Below are 15,164 nucleotides of genomic sequence, written 5' to 3'. Positions count from 1 at the left end.
TCCTTCGCTCAGGCCGTGGCCGTGAGGCGGGCGTCGGTCAGGTGCAGCCGTGGGATCACGGTCTCCAGAGAGGCTCGCAGATGCTCGGCATCGCGCGCAGCGGCTGCGACGTAGAAGTCGGGCCGGATGAGCGCATAGGTCGCACCGGCCTCGCCGAGCCAGGCGGCGAACACGCCGTCGACGTCCTGCACCTCGGCGTCGCCGCCGGGAGCTCCCACGCGCACGCAGCGGGTCTCCAGCGCCTGCAGCGCCCGGCGCTGGGCGTCGTCCAGGGCCTCCCACGGGTCCTGCTCGAGGCCCACGAGGATCCAGCCGCGGCCGACGACGTCGTCGAAGCGGCCGCGCCGCCCGTCCTGCTCGACGATGCCCTGATGCGCGAGCGTGCCCACCAGGGGGTCGTCGTCCGCGCCGATGCCCGGGCCGAGGACGCCGATGTCGGTGTTGACCGGGGTGCCGTCGTAGTCCTCCATCTCGGCGAGCATGCGCTCGTCGCGCTGCGCCGCGGCGGCCGGGTCGGTGATGCAGATGACCTTCCCGAGCTCCATGGAGAACTCGACGTAGTGCTTGACGTGCTCGCGGCGCTCGGTGCCGTAGCTGTCCAGCAGGGCGTCGTCGGCGAGGCCGCGCAGGATCAGGTCCAGGCGCCACCCCAGGGCGACGGCGTCGCGCAGGCCGGTGCACATGCCCTCCCCGGCGAAAGGAGGCATCAGGTGCGCGGCGTCGCCGGCGATCAGCGCCCGTCCCCGGCGCCACTCGTCGGACCACCGGGCCTGGAAGCGGTAGACCGCCGAGCGCTCGAGCTGCGCGTTCTCCGGGGTGACGTCCCACGGCTCGAGCAGCTTCCAGGCGCTCTCCGGGGCCGCCAGCTCGGAGGGCTGCTCGCCCGGCAGGACCATGAACTCCCAGCGCCGCCGGCCGGGCCCGCCCGGCACGATCGTGGTGGGGCGGGCCGGATCGCACAGCTGCCAGTGCGTGGGGGACCACTCCCGCTCGACGGTCGGCTTCATGTCCAGGATCAGCCAGTCGAAGAAGTATCCGTGGTCCTCGTAGGCCATCTGCTCGTGCTCGCGCACGAAGCTGTTGGCGCCGTCGCAGCCGATGACGTAGGACGCCGAGATCTCGACGGCGCTCGAGTCGCCGTGGCCGTCGGTGCTCACGCCGCTGAGGGTGACGCCGTCGTCGTCCTGGACCAGGTCGTGGATCCGGCAGCCGCGCAGGAGGGTGACGTCGTCGTGCTGGGCGGCCATGGCCCGCAGCCGCTCCTCGAGCTCCGGCTGGTAGAACCAGTACCTCGTGGCCCAGCCGGAGGGGTTGTCGCTGCCCCAGTCGACCTCCTGCAGGGTGCGGCCCTCGGCGTTCTTCCAGTAGTAGATCTCAGGATGGCGCTCCACGGCGGGGTCGTCGTCCGAGTCGATCCCCAGGGTCGAGAGGATGCGGGCGATCTCGTGGTCGTAGGTCACCGCCCGCGGGAGCGTGTACGGCTGGAGCCACCGGTCGACGGCGACCACGCTGTGGCCGTTCTGCGCCAGCTGCAGCGCCAGCAGCGCGCCCACCGGCCCGTAGCCGATGATCGCGACATCCGCCCGGTGCCGCTGGGTCTCGGGGTTCGTGGGGATGACGGGCATCGCCTTGGTCTGCGGAGTGCTCATGTCCGGACGTCCTCTGCGTCGAAGTGATGTGAACTGGCTCTCAGTATGAGATAAGTCTCAGTCTTGAAGCAAGAGTCAATCTTGAAAACGTCGACGAGAGTCCGTCAGGGACGTCCCGGGGACTTCGTAGGCTGGCCCCATGGACGATGAGGATCAGGCGGGCGCTGTCCGGACTGCCGGCGCGCGGGGTGCCGGGACGGGGGCCCGAGCGCCGGTCAGGACGACGGCCGGGGCGGCAGCGGGGCCGTCGGCGAGCAGCAGCGGTCGGCAGTGGCGGCAGCGGGCCCGCACGGAGGCGCGGCTGCTCGACGCGGCTCGGCGCCTCGTGGCCGAGCGGGGGCTCGACGCCGTGACGATGTCGGAGGCGGCCTCGGAGGCCGGGGTGGCCGCCGGAACGGTCTACAACTACTTCCCCACGGTTCAGGCGCTGATCCAGCGGCTCGTGGAGCGCGAGATCGATTCCGTGGGGCGTCGGCTGGACCGGGTGGCGGAGGTGACCGACGACCCGGCCGAGATCTACGCCGGATCGCTGCGCCTGCTCGTGCGGCACGCGCTCGGCGACCCCCTGTGGGGTCAGATGTACGTCCGTCTCGGCGTGGCCCACCCGGCGGTCGTGGAGATCCTGGGCCCGAGGGCTCGCCGGGACATCCAGCGCGGGATGGACACCGGGCGCCTGCAGGTGATCGACCTCGACATGGCGGTCGTGTCGACCTTCGGGTCGCTGTCCTCGGCGATCCATCTGGTGACCAGCGGCCGCGCCCGGGAGGAGCTGGCCGATCACTTCGCGGAGGGGATGCTGCGCATGGTCGGGCTGACGTGCGAGCAGGCCCACGAGGTGGTCAGCCGCCCGCTGCCGACGGGCGAGGCGTTCGAGGCGCAGGCCTGATCAGGTCTCGTCGACCGCGCTCGCCGGCGGGGCCGCGGGACCGGCCCTGAGCGCTCAGCGCAGCTCGCGCGGCAGCTGCTCCAGCAGCGGCAGCCACAGCTCCGAGGCCGTCGGGAAGGCCGGGGTCGCGTGGCGCAGCAGGCGCACCGGCACCTGCCCCACGATCGCGATCGTGGCCGCGTGGAGCAGCTCGGCCGCCTCCGGGCCGACGAACGTCGCACCCACCACCGTGCCCGCGCCGCGGTCCACCACGAGCTGCGCGGTGCCGTCGACGTCGTCGCGCAGCAGGGCGGTGCCCGCCGCGGAGCCGTAGGGGGTCCGGGCGACGACGACGTCCAGCTCGAGCTTCCTGGCCTGCGCCTCGGTGCATCCCACCATGGCCGCCTGCGGATCGGTGAAGACCACCTGCGGCACGGGGACGGTCCCCGGCTCGGGGCTCTCGGCGGGGGCCGTTCCGGCCGCGGCGGCCAGGTGCGAGCCGAGCACGCGGGCGTCGTGCTTGCCGCCGTGGGTCAGCGCGGCGCGGCCGCCGGCGTCGCCGATCGCGTGCAGCCACTCGGGCAGCCGGCCCTCGAGCACGTCCTGCGTCTCCAGGCCCACGGCGTCGAGCCCCACGGCGTCCAGGGCGGGGCGCCGGCCCGCCGCCACGAGCAGCTCATCGGCCTCCAGCTGCTCGCCGTCCGGCAGCGAGAGCGCGACCGGCCCGCCGTGGAGGCGGCCCAGACCCGTGTCGCGGACCTCGGGCCGGGAGGCGGACGAGGCCTCGGTGCGGAACCGGATCTCGACGCCGGCGGCGCGCAGGCCGTCGGCCACGTGCTCGCCGGCGAACGGCTCCATGCCGCCCAGCAGCGACTCGCCGCGCACGAGCATCGTGACCCGGGAGCCGAGCCCGGCCATCCACGCGGCGGCCTCGCAGGCGACCACGCCGCCGCCCACGATCGCCAGGTGCTGCGGGATCTCGCGGACGCCGGTCGCATCGCGGGAGGTCCACGCGCCCAGGCCCTCGTAGATCCCGGGGACGCTCGCGGTGCTGCCGGTGGCGATCACGACGGCCCGCTCGGCGCGCAGCATCCGCTCGCCGTCGTCGCCGCGCACCCGCACCAGCCGCTCGCCGGCCAGCTCGCCGTGCCCGCGCACGACCTCTGCGCCGGCGTCGCGGGCCCAGGAGACCTGCCCGTCGTCGTCGTAGTGGGAGACGAAGTCGTCGCGGCGGGCCAGCAGCGCCTCGACATCGGCCCGCGCCCCGGCGGCGCCGGGCAACTGCTGCGCGGTCGCGACCACCTCGAGCGGGCGCAGCAGCGCCTTCGACGGCATGCAGGCGTAGTAGGAGCACTCGCCGCCCAGCAGCTCGTGCTCCACGATCACGGCGGAGAGCCCGCCCTCGATCGCGTACTGCGCGACGTTCTCGCCCACGGGGCCGCCGCCGATCACGATGACATCTGCCGACTGGCTCAACTCGCTCATGCCACCACGCTACGCCCCCGCCCACCCCTGCCGCCCGCTCGGTGGGAGTCCGGGGCGCGGGGTGCCGAGCGCGGAGGGGGCAGGGTCAGCGCACGCCGCGAGGGAAATCGAGCGGCTTGTCCACCGGCTGCTTGCCGACCGCCATGTCGATGCCGAGATCGCGGGCGAAGACCAGGCGGGTGTCGGCGTAGAGGCCCTCCACGCGCTCGTCGAGCTCGAACACGCGGGTGCCGCGGTTGCGGTGCTTGCGATCTCCGTCCATGCCGTAGGGGCCGAAGCCGGTGCCGGGGCTGTAGCCGAGCTGGATGCCGTAGTAGTCGCCGACGTAGGTGTTGGTGTGGTCGTGGCCCACGAAGACGCCCTTGACGTCCCCGCGGTGCTGCAGCGCGGAGTACATGCCGGAGTTGAACGGGCCGGGGCACTCGTCCTCGTTGCGCTCGCCCTCGATCGAGTGCTTGGCGAGCGCGCGCTGGTGGTCTGCCTCCGTGCGGGAGTCGACGGAGGCGAACCACATGAAGCGGTGCTCCCACAGGGCGATGTGGAGGTACATCAACGACGGGATCTTCCGGCCCAGCTCCTGCTCGAGCATCTGGGAGGAGTCGAGGTACCAGCGGACCTGGTCGGCGCGCAGCCAGTCCCAGTCGGGGTAGCCCTCGAAGTCCTGGCCGGCGATCCGCTCCGGGGCGTAGCGGCCCGCATCCAGCAGCCACACGCCGAAGGCCGGGCGGTTGGTCTTGGAATCGCCGATCAGCAGGTTCATGTTGCCCGTGCCGGTGACGCCGGCGGGGGAGCCGGGGACGTTCATGTTGTGCTCGTACTGCTGGATGAACTCGAGCATCTGCGGCTCGCCGAAGCCGGTGCGCTCGGTGGCGTCCTCGTCGTGGTTGCCGAAGGTCAGGGCCCACGGGACGCCGGCGTCCTCCATGGGGCGGATGATGTTGTTCAGCGCCTGCTTCTGCTCCTGCGCCGAGCGCGGTGCGCTCGTGAGCTGATCGCCCGCCAGGACCACCAGGTCCGGGTTCTCCTTCTCGATGGCCTTCCGCTGCAGCTCGAGGGTGCGGCGGTCGGTGTCCGGGCCGTCCTGGGTGTCGTTGAACTGGAGGATCGTGAAGCGGCCGTCCATGTTGAACGTCAGCGCGGGCTTGGTGCTGACCCCGGTGGCGGTGTCGGTCCAGCCGCGGCCGTGGCGGCGCGGCGGGGCGGCGTTCGCGGCCGTGGTGCCTGCGACCGCGGTGGCCCCGAGGCCGACGGCCCCCATGCCGCCGACGCGGAACAGGCCGCGGCGGTCCATGCCCGAGGCGCTGCGCGCGGAGTGGTCTTCCCTGTGCTGATCCATGACGGTGCCTCCTGGTTCGACGAACCCGCGGCGACGGCTGCGGGCGATGTCGAACCTAGGAGCGGCTCACGTCCTGGCCGTGAACGCCTCCCGTCGGCGGCATGACGCAGAACTGTCCGCTGACCTGCGCTGATGTGCATTGTCATGGGATCGCCCTCTTGCGCCGGGCGGGCACCTTCGTGCGCTGAGCGGCCTCTCAGCGCATGGGATCGCCCGGTCGGCGGGGGTTTCAGGCGACGACGGCTGCGCCGCGTCGTCGGCTCCTACGCGCTCCCGGTGCTCGTCGCTGACCGACGTCGCAGGGCCTCCCGGCTGATCAGCCCCTGACGGATCAGATCGTCCAGGCGCGGGCGAAGCTGCTCGGCCGGGAGCATGAGGTCCTCGGACAGGGCGAGGGCGCGCATGGTCTGGGTCCGGGACAGCAGATCGGCGACGGCCGCGTCCAGCGGGTCGCAGGGGGCAGCGCGAGCGAGAGCGTCTGGGACGTCGGGACTCTGTCCGCCCGGAGAGCCGACGCACCGGGCCCTGGCCCGCAGCCATGCCTGGGTGCCGCCCCAGAACGCGAGGGCCAGCACCAGGCAGAGTCCTGTCTGGAGCCACGGCGGCGCGTTCTCGGGGTCCATGACTCCCTCGAGCAGAAGCGGAGCCCAGAACCCCGCGGCGACGATGCCCACGAACAGCCCGGCGAAGCCCCAGCCCAGGCGGCCGTGCCAGGCATAGCTCTGGTGGGCGACGGCGCCGTCGCGCTCCCGACGACGCCTCATCTCGGCCAGGCAGACGACGGTCGTCAGCACGCTGCCGCCCCCGACCAGCCAGGACCGGTCCGTCCAGGCGCCGACCGAGGTGCTCGGCGGGACGGGGGTCGATCGACGGCGCCGTGATCAGGCGGTCCCTCTCGCCGGGGCCGCCAGGTGCGACCGCAGGACGCGCTCGCCCTGAGCTGTGATCCGGTACCACCGGCGCTCTGCGCGGCGGCTCCCGAAGAGCTCGCGGAACCCCTTGATCAGCCCCTGGCCCTCGAGCGGCTCCACCGCCCGGCGGGTCTCGTCCATCGTCGTGCCAAGGGCATCGCGCAGGGCCCAGCCCCGCATCTGCCGAACACCCGCCAGGATCACCATCGTCCGCAGAGCGCGGGAATCCCCGAGCACGGCGGCGGGCTGGGGGCCCTCGGGGGCCGAGGCGGCCAGGTCGACGCCCAGGCGGGGCAGATCGCGGACATAGCCCCGGTCCGCGATCGTGAAGGTGCTCGCCAGAAGCGCGGCCATCACGACGGCCAGGATCCCCGTCTTCAGCGGCGAGGCCCCACCCGGGATCAGGGCGGCCACGATCGCGGCCGCCAGCAGGGCGCCGATGCCCACGAAATTGGTGATCACCGCCGCATTGCTCGTCAGGAGGCGAGGGGCCATGCCGCGGTGCCTCTGGTACAGGAAGCGGGGCAGGAGCAGGACCATGAGGGAGGCGGTGTAGACCAGGATCGGGATGTCCGGATGGACGGTCCAGACCACGATCCCGGCCAGAGCCAGCCCTTCCGGCACGTGGTACCACCAGCGCTGGTGGCACTGGCGCTGAACGGCTTCCAGTGCGGCCGCGACGTCGTCGCGCTGCGCGGTGCCCGATGGTCCCTGAGTGACGGTGGTCATGCTCCCACCGTGAGGGCAGCGGGTCCCGTCCTCAACCGGGACGCGGCAGTGGTTACCGGATCGATACATCCACGCATCGGGCAGGCGGGACGGGGGTCGATCGGCGGCATCGTCATCTGGCTGCCCCTCTCGCCAGGACTGCAAGCCGCCGGCTCAGCTCGCGCTCGCCGCCGGGGGACAGGGCGGCCCAGGTGCTGCCGCGTCCGCCGGTGATGGACTTCGTGTAGACGCTGATCAGCCGCTCGTCCTCGAGCCTGCCGAGCAGGCCGTCCAGCTGCTCCGTCGAGACGCCCAGGTCGTGCTGCAGGGCGCTGACCTCGATCTCCCGGGCCATGCTCAGCCGCATCATGACGCCCAGGACCGGGGGATCGCGGAGGAGGCTGTGCGAGGTCGCAGCCCGTCCGGTGCCGCCCCGCTCGCCTGCAGCCGCCAGGCGCTCGCCGGCGCGGCGGAGGCGGCGGGCGGAGCGTCGTTCCGCGAGCAGGAGAGCGCCGTAGAACAGGGCTCCGAGCAGCAGGCCGCCGATCAGCGGACGGGCCCGGACCGCGTCCTCCGCCTCCTGCCCGAACGCGCCCAGGGCGGTGGCCGCGATGAGCGGCACGACCGCCAGGAAGACCCAGGTCGCCGGGGCCGTCGCCGTCGGGGCCGGGGCCGCCCGGCGGAGCGTGGCCGAGAGCATGGGGAGCAGCAGCAGGAAGAGGAGGGCGAAGGGCAGCCCTCCGGACCCGTCGGGACGGAGCAGCGCGGTGAAGACTCCCGCTGCCGCCGCGAGCTCCGGAAGCCGCAGCCACCATCGGGGCCGGAGGCGCTCCTGCATATCGGCCTGTGCGGCCTCGACATCGGCCCATGAGCTCTCCCGCGCCGACGGCGGGCGGCCGGGGTCGGGATCGTGGTGCGGGCGGGTCCTGGCGTCGGTGTCCATGGGCCCACGGTGTCGAGAGGGCCCGATCGAGCCAACCCGGTCGCGCGGATCGTGATGAGATCGAGACACTGATGCATCGGGGCCGCGACGGGCCGCCGAGCCCTCAGAATGTCCGCATGACGCTTCCTGACGGATACCACCTGCATGTCGCCGCGCCGTCGGCGGAGGACTTCGCCGCCCTGCGCCGGGAGGCCGGGCTCTCCCCGGTCACCCCGGAGCAGGCCGAGCTCGCCGTGGCCGGCGGGTGGGCCTCGGTGCATGTCACCCAGGAGGACGAGTCCCGTGCGGTCGGCATGGGCCGGCTGATCGGCGACGGGGGCTGGATGTTCCAGGTGGTCGACATGGCCGTGCTGCCGGCGCATCAGCGCCGCGGGATCGGCGATGCGGTCCTCGCCCGGCTGCTGCAGGAGATCGCCGACCGCGCGCCGGCCGGGGCCTACGTCTCGATGATGGCCGACCCCCCGGGTCGGAAGCTCTACGCCCGGCACGGCTTCGCGGACCGCTACGACGTCTCCGCCGGGATGTTCCGCCGGATGCCCTGATCCGGGCATCCGGGCATCCGGGCATCCGGGCATCCGGGCATCCGGGCAGTCGGCGACACGTCCGTCGCGTCCTCCCTCCCGGCCTCTTCCGCCGGAGCGGATCAGAGGCCGAAGGCGCCGCCGCCGACGAGGATGGCGATGCCCAGGCCGATCAGGACGATCGGGAACAGGATGTGCTCCCAGCGCTCCAGGACCTCGGCGATGCCCCTGCGGGTCGCGACGAACCGGGCCGCGCCCACGAGCGCCGCGACCAGGAGCAGGAACACGATGCAGCAGGCGGCCACCGCCGCCGGGCCGACATTGAGGAAGACCGGGACGTAGACGCCGATGTTGTCCCCGCCGTTGGCGAACGTCACCGCCGCGACGGTCCATGCGGTGACGCTCCTGCCTCCGGTCTCGTCGTCATCGTCGTCGTCCCCGCGCCAGGCCTGCCACGCGGCCCACAGACCGAGGACCAGGGGGATCAGCCCGAAGTACGGGATGGCCTCCGCGGGCAGGATCGCGCCCGCTCCCGCGGAGACGAGCACGGCCGCGCCCAGGATGCCCGCGAAGCCGAGGTACTGACCGGCCAGGATGCGGGCGGTGGTGCCGGGCTGACCGGCCCCTCGGGCGAAGAAGAGCGACAGGACGATGATGTCGTCGATGTTCGTCGCGACGCACAGCCCGATCGCCTGCAGGATCGCGGACAGGGTCACGCGCTCGCCCCCGCCTCATGGCAGCCGGGAGCCGCGCAGGCCGGGTCCAGGCACGGGGTATCCGCATCGGCCGCCAGCGTGACCTCGAGCAGGGCTCCCAGCGCGTGCGCCAGGTGCGGGTCGGCGATCTCGTACCGGGTCTGCCGGCCCTGCGGCTCGGCCACGGCGATCCCGCAGTCGCGCAGGCACACCAGATGGTTCGAGACGTTGGAGCGCGTCAGCTCCAGGTCGCGGGCGAGCTGCGCCGGATAGGCGGGCCCGTCCAGCAGCGTCAGCAGGATCCGTGAACGGGTCGGGTCGGCCATGGCTCGGCCCAGCCGATGCATCACGTCGAGCCGGTCGGAGATCGTCAGCATGCGCTGAACTATACAGCCGATGCTGAATCGGCGGGCGCATGGGCCGCCTGGCGCAGGCTCAGCCCTCGTCCTGCATCCTGCGGACCTCGACGGGCTGGCGGCACGCGGCCGAGGCCTGGGCGCCCAGGTTGAGCGCCTCGTCCTGGGTCGCGGCCTCCAGGATCCAGAAGCCGCCGAGCTGGATCTCGGCCCCCGAAGCCGTCTCCTGGGCGATCATGGGCTCGCCGCTCGTGGCATCGACCAGGTGGGCGTCGGAGGCGGGCTGCTCGAGCGCGCCCACGAAGACCACGCGCTGCTCCGCCGCCATCTTCTCGTTGAAGGCCATGACGTCGGTGTGCAGCTGCTCCACGGTGACGTCCTCGGGCATCTGGGCGTCGTCGGAGTGGTTCACGGAGATGAAGAACTGGGGCATGGCGGGTCCTCTCGACGGGGATGGGGAGCACCGCGGCGGTGATCCGCAGACACGATACGACGAGGGCGCGCGGGAGATCAGCCCTGAAGGCGTGCCCCCCGGGCTCTCCCGCACCACGTCGTAGCGGGTGCTGACCATGCCGCCGTCGAGCACCCGGCTGCCGCGCAGGCGCAGCGGGACGTCCCGGTCCAGGTGCCCGAACAGTGCGATGCCGTCGCCGATCAGCCGGGGCACGGTGGTCACCACGAGCTCGTCCACCAGGTCCGCGCGCAGGGCCGCCTGGATCGTGGCTCCTCCGTCCCAGTAGACGCCCCGGGCGCCGCGGGACTCCAGCAGCGCGGCGGCGGCCGGCAGATCCGGTGCCACCAGTGCCCCGTGGGGCTGCGGGCCGGTCAGCGTGGAGCTGAGCACGATGACCTGGACGGGATCGTAGGGCCAGAAGCCGATCTCCAGGACCTTCTGGAACGTGGCACGGCCCATGACCAGGTGGTCCACGCGCGCCAGCAGCGCGTCGACGTCCGGAACGCGGGCAGCATCCGAGTCGGGGGCGACCTCGGTGGCGGCCGCCTGCCCGGAGGGGGCCGGGGTCTCCAGCCAGTCGATGTCCCCGTCCGCCCGCGCGATGAAGCCGTCCAGGCTCACGCCGCAGAAGACGGTCCCGGTCCAGGTGCGGCCCTCGGCCGTCGTCGTCGATCTCATCCGGAGACGATAAGCCGCACCGCGATCAGCAGCATGACCGCGCCGACCCCGATGTCCACGGCGCGCCAAGTGCCCGGGCGGTCCAGCGGCCCGGCCAGCGCGCGCGCTCCGAGGCCCAGTGCCGAGAACCACAGGATCGACCCGGTGCAGGCGCCCAGTGCGAACGTCCAGCGCTGGTCCCCGTTCTGATTGGCCAGATTGCCGAGCATCACGACGGTGTCCAGGTAGACGTGCGGATTGAGGAAGGTCAGCGCCAGCGCGGTCAGGGCGACCCGGCGCAGGGAGCCGGTGCCGGCCGCGCGGGCGTCGGCGGCGCTGAGGCTGTGGTCGGTCATCGCCGAGCGGAAGGAGCCGATCGCGAACCAGATCAGGTACGCGGCTCCGCCCCAGCGCAGCGCCGTGAGCAGCCACGGGGCGCGCTCCACGATCGTGCCGATCCCCAGCGTGCCCACGGTGATCAGGAGGATGTCGGCCAGGGTGCAGATCGCCACGACGACCAGGACGTGCTCGCGCCGGATCCCCTGGCGCAGCACGAAGGCGTTCTGGGCCCCGATGGCCACGATCAGCGCCAGCCCGGTGAGCATGCCCGTGAAGAAGATGTCCATGGGCCGGAAACCTACGGAGCCGAGATTGTTCAGGCCAGCGAAATATCCTGACGCTGGTTCAGCAAATCGAAAGCGAGGCGGCGTGGACATCGAGCAGCTGCGGACGCTGGTGGCGGCCGTGGACGAGGGCGCGTTCGACCGTGCCGCGGCGAGCCTGCGGGTCTCCCCGCCGGCCGTGAGCCAGCGGATCAAGGCGCTCGAGGCCCGGACGGGCCGGGTGCTGCTGCGCCGGTCATCGCCCGTGCGGCCGACCGAGGCGGGGGAGGCCGTGCTGCGGATGGCGCGGCAGGTCCTGTCCCTGCACGACGCCGCGCGGGTCGAGCTCGGTCTGGAGCAGGCGGAGCTCGCGCCCCTGGACATCGCCGTGAACGCGGACTCCCTGGCCACGTGGTTCCGGCCCGTGCTCGCCGAGCTGGCGGCCCCCGGCACCGGCATCAGCGTCCGGCTGCGCTCCGTGGACCAGGACCACTCCCGCCGGCTGCTGCTGGCCGGGGAGGTGGCCGCGGCGATCACCACGTCCTCGGCTCCGGTCAGCGGCTGCCGCACTATCCCGCTCGGGCGGATGGTCTACGAGCCGCGGGCGGCGGCCTCGCTGCTGGAGCACGCCGGGCCGGATCCCGACCTCTCGCGCCTGCCCGTGGTGGTCTACGACGACAAGGACGATCTCCAGTCCCAGGCGCTGCGCCGAGCCGGGGTGGATCGGCGCCCGCCCGAGCACCGCGTGCCGTCCGCGGAGGCCTTCGTGCGCGCCGTGGCCGACGGCATCGGCTGGGGGATGGTGCCTCTGCTGCAGATGCCGGGCGCGCGCTTCGCGGCCGTCGATGTCCCGCTGCTGCCCGTGCCGGGTCTCGCCGCGGAGCCGGTGAGCCTGCACCTGCAGCGCTGGTCCACGGCGCTGCCGGCCCTGGCGATGCTGGAGGAAGCCGTGCGGCGCGGAGTCCGCGATCTCCTGTAGTCCCTTTCGGGCCGGCCGCGGCCCCGTGCGCTCCGAGCCGCTGTGCTGGAGAGCGGGGAGTGCGAAGATGCCGGACATGGACAACGCACGCATCGAGCAGCCTCCGGCGGGTCCCGTCGTCGACGTCGACTGGCTGGCCGATCATCTCGACGAGGTCGTGGTCGTCGACGCCTCGATCATGGGCGAGCGCGGGGCCGCCACCGGCATCCCGGGTGCCCGCCGCTTCGACCTGGACGGGCCGCTGTCCGTACAGGACGCGCAGCTGCCGCACACCATGCCCTCCGACGAGGAGCTCGCCCGACGGCTGGGCGAGCTCGGCATCGGCGACGAGACGGTCGTGGTCGCCTACGACCGCCAGGGCATCTTCTCGTCCGCCCGCACATGGTGGATGCTGCGCGCGGCCGGAGTCGGCACCCCGTTCGTGCTCGACGGCGGCCTCCCCGCCTGGACGGCCTCGGGCAGACCCGAGGGGCCGATCGACGAGCACCCGTCACCCGCGCCGCCCCCGCGCGTGAGACTGGACCCCTCCGCCTTCACGGATGCCGACGACGTCGCGCGCCGGCTGGCCGAGCGGGACGGGGCGGTGGCCGACGCGCGCTCGGCCGAGCGCTTCGCCGGCGCGGTCGAGGAGCCGCGTCCCGGTCTGCGCCGCGGCCACATGCCCGGTGCCGTGAGCCTGCCCTTCGGCGAGCTGGCCCCCGGCGGGCACCTCCTGCCCGCCGCCGAGCTGGACTCCCTGCTCCAGCAGCGCCTGGGCGGGCGCGGTCCGGTGGCCTTCAGCTGCGGGTCCGGCGTCTCCGCGTGCGTCGGGGCGCTCGCCGCCGTGGCCGCCGGATGGGACGACCGGGACCTGACGATCTACGACGGATCCTGGTCCGAATGGGGCCGTGAGACCGAGGACCCGCAGCGTCGCCCCGTGGTCCGGGAGCCGTGAGCGATCGGCTCCCCCGGCGCACCGCCCTGCGGATCGGCGGCGCCGCGGCCGTGCTGGCAGCCGGTGCGGCGCTGTCCACGCCCGTCCCGCCGTCGCGCATCCCCGTCATCGGCGGGGAGGACCGCGTCCCCGCAGGCACTCCGCGGGATGCCGGGCGCCTGGACTGGGGCCCGGACGCGCAGCGTCAGACCGGCTGGCTGCTGGTCCCCGATCCCTCTGCATGGGGTGAGGGCTCGCAGCGCCCCGTCCATCCCGTGGTGGTCATGATCCACGGCGGGAGCTGGGACGACGCCTCCGACCCGGGGTACATGGCCGATCTGGCATGGGATCTCGCGAGCCGGGGCGTCGCCGTCTGGGCTCCCACCTACCGCGGGATCTCGGGACCCGGCGGCTGGCCCGAGACCTTCCAGGACGTCTCCGACGCGATCGACTTCGTGCCGCAGCTCGGCCAGGCCGGCGGCTTCGAGCCGGATCGGCAGCGCGTCCACCTGCTGGGCCACAGCGCCGGCGCGCACCTGGCCGCCTGGGCCCTGGGTCGCGACCGGCTGCCCGACGATGCCCCCGGTGCCGGCGGTCGGATCGTCCCGCGCAGCGCCACGGCGATGGCGGGGATCTACGACCTCTCCCGGGTGGCCGAGGTGCCGGGCGGCGAGCTCGTCCAGGACCTGCTCGGCGGGGTCACCCCTGAGCAGGACCCGCGGCGCTACGCGCTGGCCTCTCCCATCGAGCAGCTGCCGATCGACCGGCCCGTCAACGTCCTCCATGGGCAGGACGACGAGATCGTGCCCGCCTGGAGCATCGAGACCTACGTGCAGCGCCACGAGGAGACGGGCAACGACGGCGTGGTCGAGGTCCTCGAGCAGACCGATCACGACGCCTGGACCGACGTCCGCGGCATCCCCTGGGCGCGGGCGCGCCAGGCGCTGATCGCGGAGCTCGCGCGATGAGCTCCGCACCATCCGGCCCGCGGCGCCTGCCCGCGCGTCCGACCCGCCGAGGGCTGCTGCGCGGGCTCGGCGTGCTGGCCGGCCTCGGCACTGCCGCGGCCGGCACCACGTTCCTGGGCTCCGCCCGCGCCGAGGCCCAGGCGGTGGCCGGGCGCCCGAGAGCGGGATCCTGGCAGGACCTCGGGGACATCGCCTGGGGCGACGATCCGTCCCGCCAGAGCGGTCGCCTGCTGCTGCCCGAGACTCGGGCCTGGGGCGACGGGACCGACAGCCCGCGCCACCCCGTCGTCGTCCTCTTCCACGGCGGCGGATGGCAGGACTCCTCCGGATCGGGCTACGTGCTGGGCGCCGCCCAGGACCTGGCGCGCTACGGAGTGGCGGTGTGGCTGCCCGACTACCGCGGGACGCCGTCGCCGGGCGGATGGCCCGGGACGTTCCAGGACGCGGTGGGCGGCCTCGACTTCACCGCGCACCTGGGCGACCACGCCCCGTTCTCGCCCGATCCGGAGCGCATCCACCTGGTCGGGCACAGCGCCGGGGGCCTGCTCGCCGCGTGGCTCGCCGGTCTGGGCGAGGGCAGCGGATCGACGGGCGGGTCCGGGCCCCCGAGCGTGCGGCCCGCGAGCGCGACGTCCCTGGCCGGGGTGCTGGATCCGGTCCGGGCGGTCGAGCAGGACCGGGACGAGTACGTCGTGGATCTGCTGGGCGGCACGGTCTCCCAGGTGCCCGAGCGCTACCGCCGCGCCTCCCCGCTCGAGCAGCTGCCGGTGGATGCCCCGATCAACGTCGTGCACGGCCGCTCCGACGCCACGGTCCCCGTGGGGACCGTCGAGCCGTACATCGAGAGGCTGCGCGCCACCGGCAACCGCGGGCGCATCGAGCTGCTGGCCGGGGCCGGGCACAACGACCTGATCGAGGTCCGGCACCGCGCCTGGGCCGTGGCGCGGGAGGTGTGTCTGGAGGCGGTGGGGGCGCCCGGCGGGCGCTGAGGCTCAGCGGCGCGGATCTCCCGGAGCGCGAAGCCGTATCGGCCTGGATCAGGGAGAGCGCAGCGTCGGCTGGCCTGATCGCAGGCCGATCGCTGCACCGGAGTCAGCTTCAGACCAGCGGGGACTCTCGGGA

The 15,164-nt window shown here is 73.5% G+C and carries 16 protein-coding genes; 6 read left to right on the top strand and 10 right to left on the bottom strand.

All coding sequences use genetic code 11. The features are described 5' to 3' along the window. Positions 1 to 8: 8 nt before the first annotated feature. Positions 9 to 1,649 carry a bifunctional 3-(3-hydroxy-phenyl)propionate/3-hydroxycinnamic acid hydroxylase MhpA gene (mhpA, locus tag FSY66_RS00785; protein WP_222115489.1) on the bottom strand — a complete coding sequence of 547 codons (1,641 nt, stop codon included), beginning with the start codon at positions 1,647 to 1,649 and terminating at the stop codon, positions 9 to 11. A 139-nt stretch (positions 1,650 to 1,788) separates the two neighbouring features. On the opposite strand from mhpA, the gene FSY66_RS00780 reads away from it, so the two are divergent. Continuing rightward, the gene (locus FSY66_RS00780; RefSeq protein ID WP_144790316.1) at positions 1,789 to 2,535 is read left to right on the top strand and encodes a TetR/AcrR family transcriptional regulator; all 747 of its coding nucleotides are present in this window, start codon (positions 1,789 to 1,791) and stop codon (positions 2,533 to 2,535) included. Positions 2,536 to 2,589: 54 nt separating this feature from the next. Here the strand turns inward: FSY66_RS00780 and FSY66_RS00775 are convergent, their stop codons facing one another. The 5 genes from FSY66_RS00775 to FSY66_RS00755 all read right to left on the bottom strand — a co-directional run bounded on the left by FSY66_RS00775 (position 2,590) and on the right by FSY66_RS00755 (position 7,897). Then, positions 2,590 to 3,999 (bottom strand): dihydrolipoyl dehydrogenase family protein, encoded by a 1,410-nt coding sequence (locus tag FSY66_RS00775; protein WP_144790314.1) that lies wholly within the window; start codon positions 3,997 to 3,999, stop codon positions 2,590 to 2,592. An 85-nt stretch (positions 4,000 to 4,084) separates the two neighbouring features. After that, positions 4,085 to 5,335 carry a metallophosphoesterase family protein gene (locus FSY66_RS00770; protein WP_260853280.1) on the bottom strand — a complete coding sequence of 417 codons (1,251 nt, stop codon included), beginning with the start codon at positions 5,333 to 5,335 and terminating at the stop codon, positions 4,085 to 4,087. 263 nt (positions 5,336 to 5,598) lie between these two features. Then, complete coding sequence (locus FSY66_RS00765) at positions 5,599 to 6,129, bottom strand: hypothetical protein (RefSeq protein ID WP_144790312.1); 531 nt, start codon at positions 6,127 to 6,129, stop codon at positions 5,599 to 5,601. A gap of 87 nt (positions 6,130 to 6,216) precedes the next feature. After that, positions 6,217 to 6,975 (bottom strand): helix-turn-helix domain-containing protein, encoded by a 759-nt coding sequence (locus FSY66_RS00760; protein WP_144790310.1) that lies wholly within the window; start codon positions 6,973 to 6,975, stop codon positions 6,217 to 6,219. Positions 6,976 to 7,087: 112 nt separating this feature from the next. Beyond that, positions 7,088 to 7,897 (bottom strand): hypothetical protein, encoded by an 810-nt coding sequence (locus FSY66_RS00755; protein ID WP_144790308.1) that lies wholly within the window; start codon positions 7,895 to 7,897, stop codon positions 7,088 to 7,090. Between the two features lie 116 nt (positions 7,898 to 8,013). Between FSY66_RS00755 and FSY66_RS00750 the strand changes: the two genes are divergently transcribed. After that, complete coding sequence (locus FSY66_RS00750; RefSeq protein WP_144790306.1) at positions 8,014 to 8,439, top strand: GNAT family N-acetyltransferase; 426 nt, start codon at positions 8,014 to 8,016, stop codon at positions 8,437 to 8,439. 101 nt (positions 8,440 to 8,540) lie between these two features. Here the strand turns inward: FSY66_RS00750 and FSY66_RS00745 are convergent, their stop codons facing one another. Genes FSY66_RS00745 through FSY66_RS00730 form a run of 4 tightly spaced genes read right to left on the bottom strand, consistent with a single transcriptional unit; the run spans position 8,541 to position 11,206 of the window. Beyond that, positions 8,541 to 9,134 carry a cadmium resistance transporter gene (locus FSY66_RS00745; protein ID WP_144790304.1) on the bottom strand — a complete coding sequence of 198 codons (594 nt, stop codon included), beginning with the start codon at positions 9,132 to 9,134 and terminating at the stop codon, positions 8,541 to 8,543. Then, positions 9,131 to 9,490: a Cd(II)/Pb(II)-sensing metalloregulatory transcriptional regulator CmtR gene (gene cmtR, locus FSY66_RS00740; protein WP_144790302.1), complete on the bottom strand. Its 360-nt coding sequence runs from the start codon at positions 9,488 to 9,490 to the stop codon at positions 9,131 to 9,133. Before cmtR ends, FSY66_RS00745 begins: the two co-directional genes overlap by 4 nt. Before the next feature lie 58 nt (positions 9,491 to 9,548). Then, positions 9,549 to 10,601, bottom strand: coding sequence for a dihydrofolate reductase family protein (locus FSY66_RS00735; protein ID WP_144790300.1), 1,053 nt, complete (start codon positions 10,599 to 10,601; stop codon positions 9,549 to 9,551). Next, on the bottom strand, positions 10,598 to 11,206 hold the full coding sequence (locus FSY66_RS00730) for a LysE/ArgO family amino acid transporter (protein ID WP_144790298.1): 609 nt from the start codon (positions 11,204 to 11,206) through the stop codon (positions 10,598 to 10,600). Before FSY66_RS00730 ends, FSY66_RS00735 begins: the two co-directional genes overlap by 4 nt. Positions 11,207 to 11,288: 82 nt before the next feature. On the opposite strand from FSY66_RS00730, the gene FSY66_RS00725 reads away from it, so the two are divergent. The 4 genes from FSY66_RS00725 to FSY66_RS00710 all read left to right on the top strand — a co-directional run bounded on the left by FSY66_RS00725 (position 11,289) and on the right by FSY66_RS00710 (position 15,031). Continuing rightward, the gene (locus tag FSY66_RS00725; RefSeq protein WP_260853277.1) at positions 11,289 to 12,161 is read left to right on the top strand and encodes an ArgP/LysG family DNA-binding transcriptional regulator; all 873 of its coding nucleotides are present in this window, start codon (positions 11,289 to 11,291) and stop codon (positions 12,159 to 12,161) included. Between the two features lie 76 nt (positions 12,162 to 12,237). Beyond that, the gene (locus tag FSY66_RS00720) at positions 12,238 to 13,095 is read left to right on the top strand and encodes a sulfurtransferase (RefSeq protein WP_186304332.1); all 858 of its coding nucleotides are present in this window, start codon (positions 12,238 to 12,240) and stop codon (positions 13,093 to 13,095) included. Beyond that, positions 13,092 to 14,042, top strand: coding sequence for an alpha/beta hydrolase family protein (locus FSY66_RS00715; RefSeq protein ID WP_144790294.1), 951 nt, complete (start codon positions 13,092 to 13,094; stop codon positions 14,040 to 14,042). Before FSY66_RS00720 ends, FSY66_RS00715 begins: the two co-directional genes overlap by 4 nt. Beyond that, positions 14,039 to 15,031 (top strand): alpha/beta hydrolase family protein, encoded by a 993-nt coding sequence (locus tag FSY66_RS00710; protein ID WP_144790292.1) that lies wholly within the window; start codon positions 14,039 to 14,041, stop codon positions 15,029 to 15,031. Before FSY66_RS00715 ends, FSY66_RS00710 begins: the two co-directional genes overlap by 4 nt. Positions 15,032 to 15,164: the final 133 nt, after the last annotated feature.

The organism is Kocuria palustris, from assembly GCF_007666205.1.
Lineage (GTDB): Bacteria > Actinomycetota > Actinomycetes > Actinomycetales > Micrococcaceae > Kocuria > Kocuria palustris_A.
Note: the sequence above shows the minus strand (reverse complement) of the source record. Positions and strands in the feature narration are given on the sequence as shown.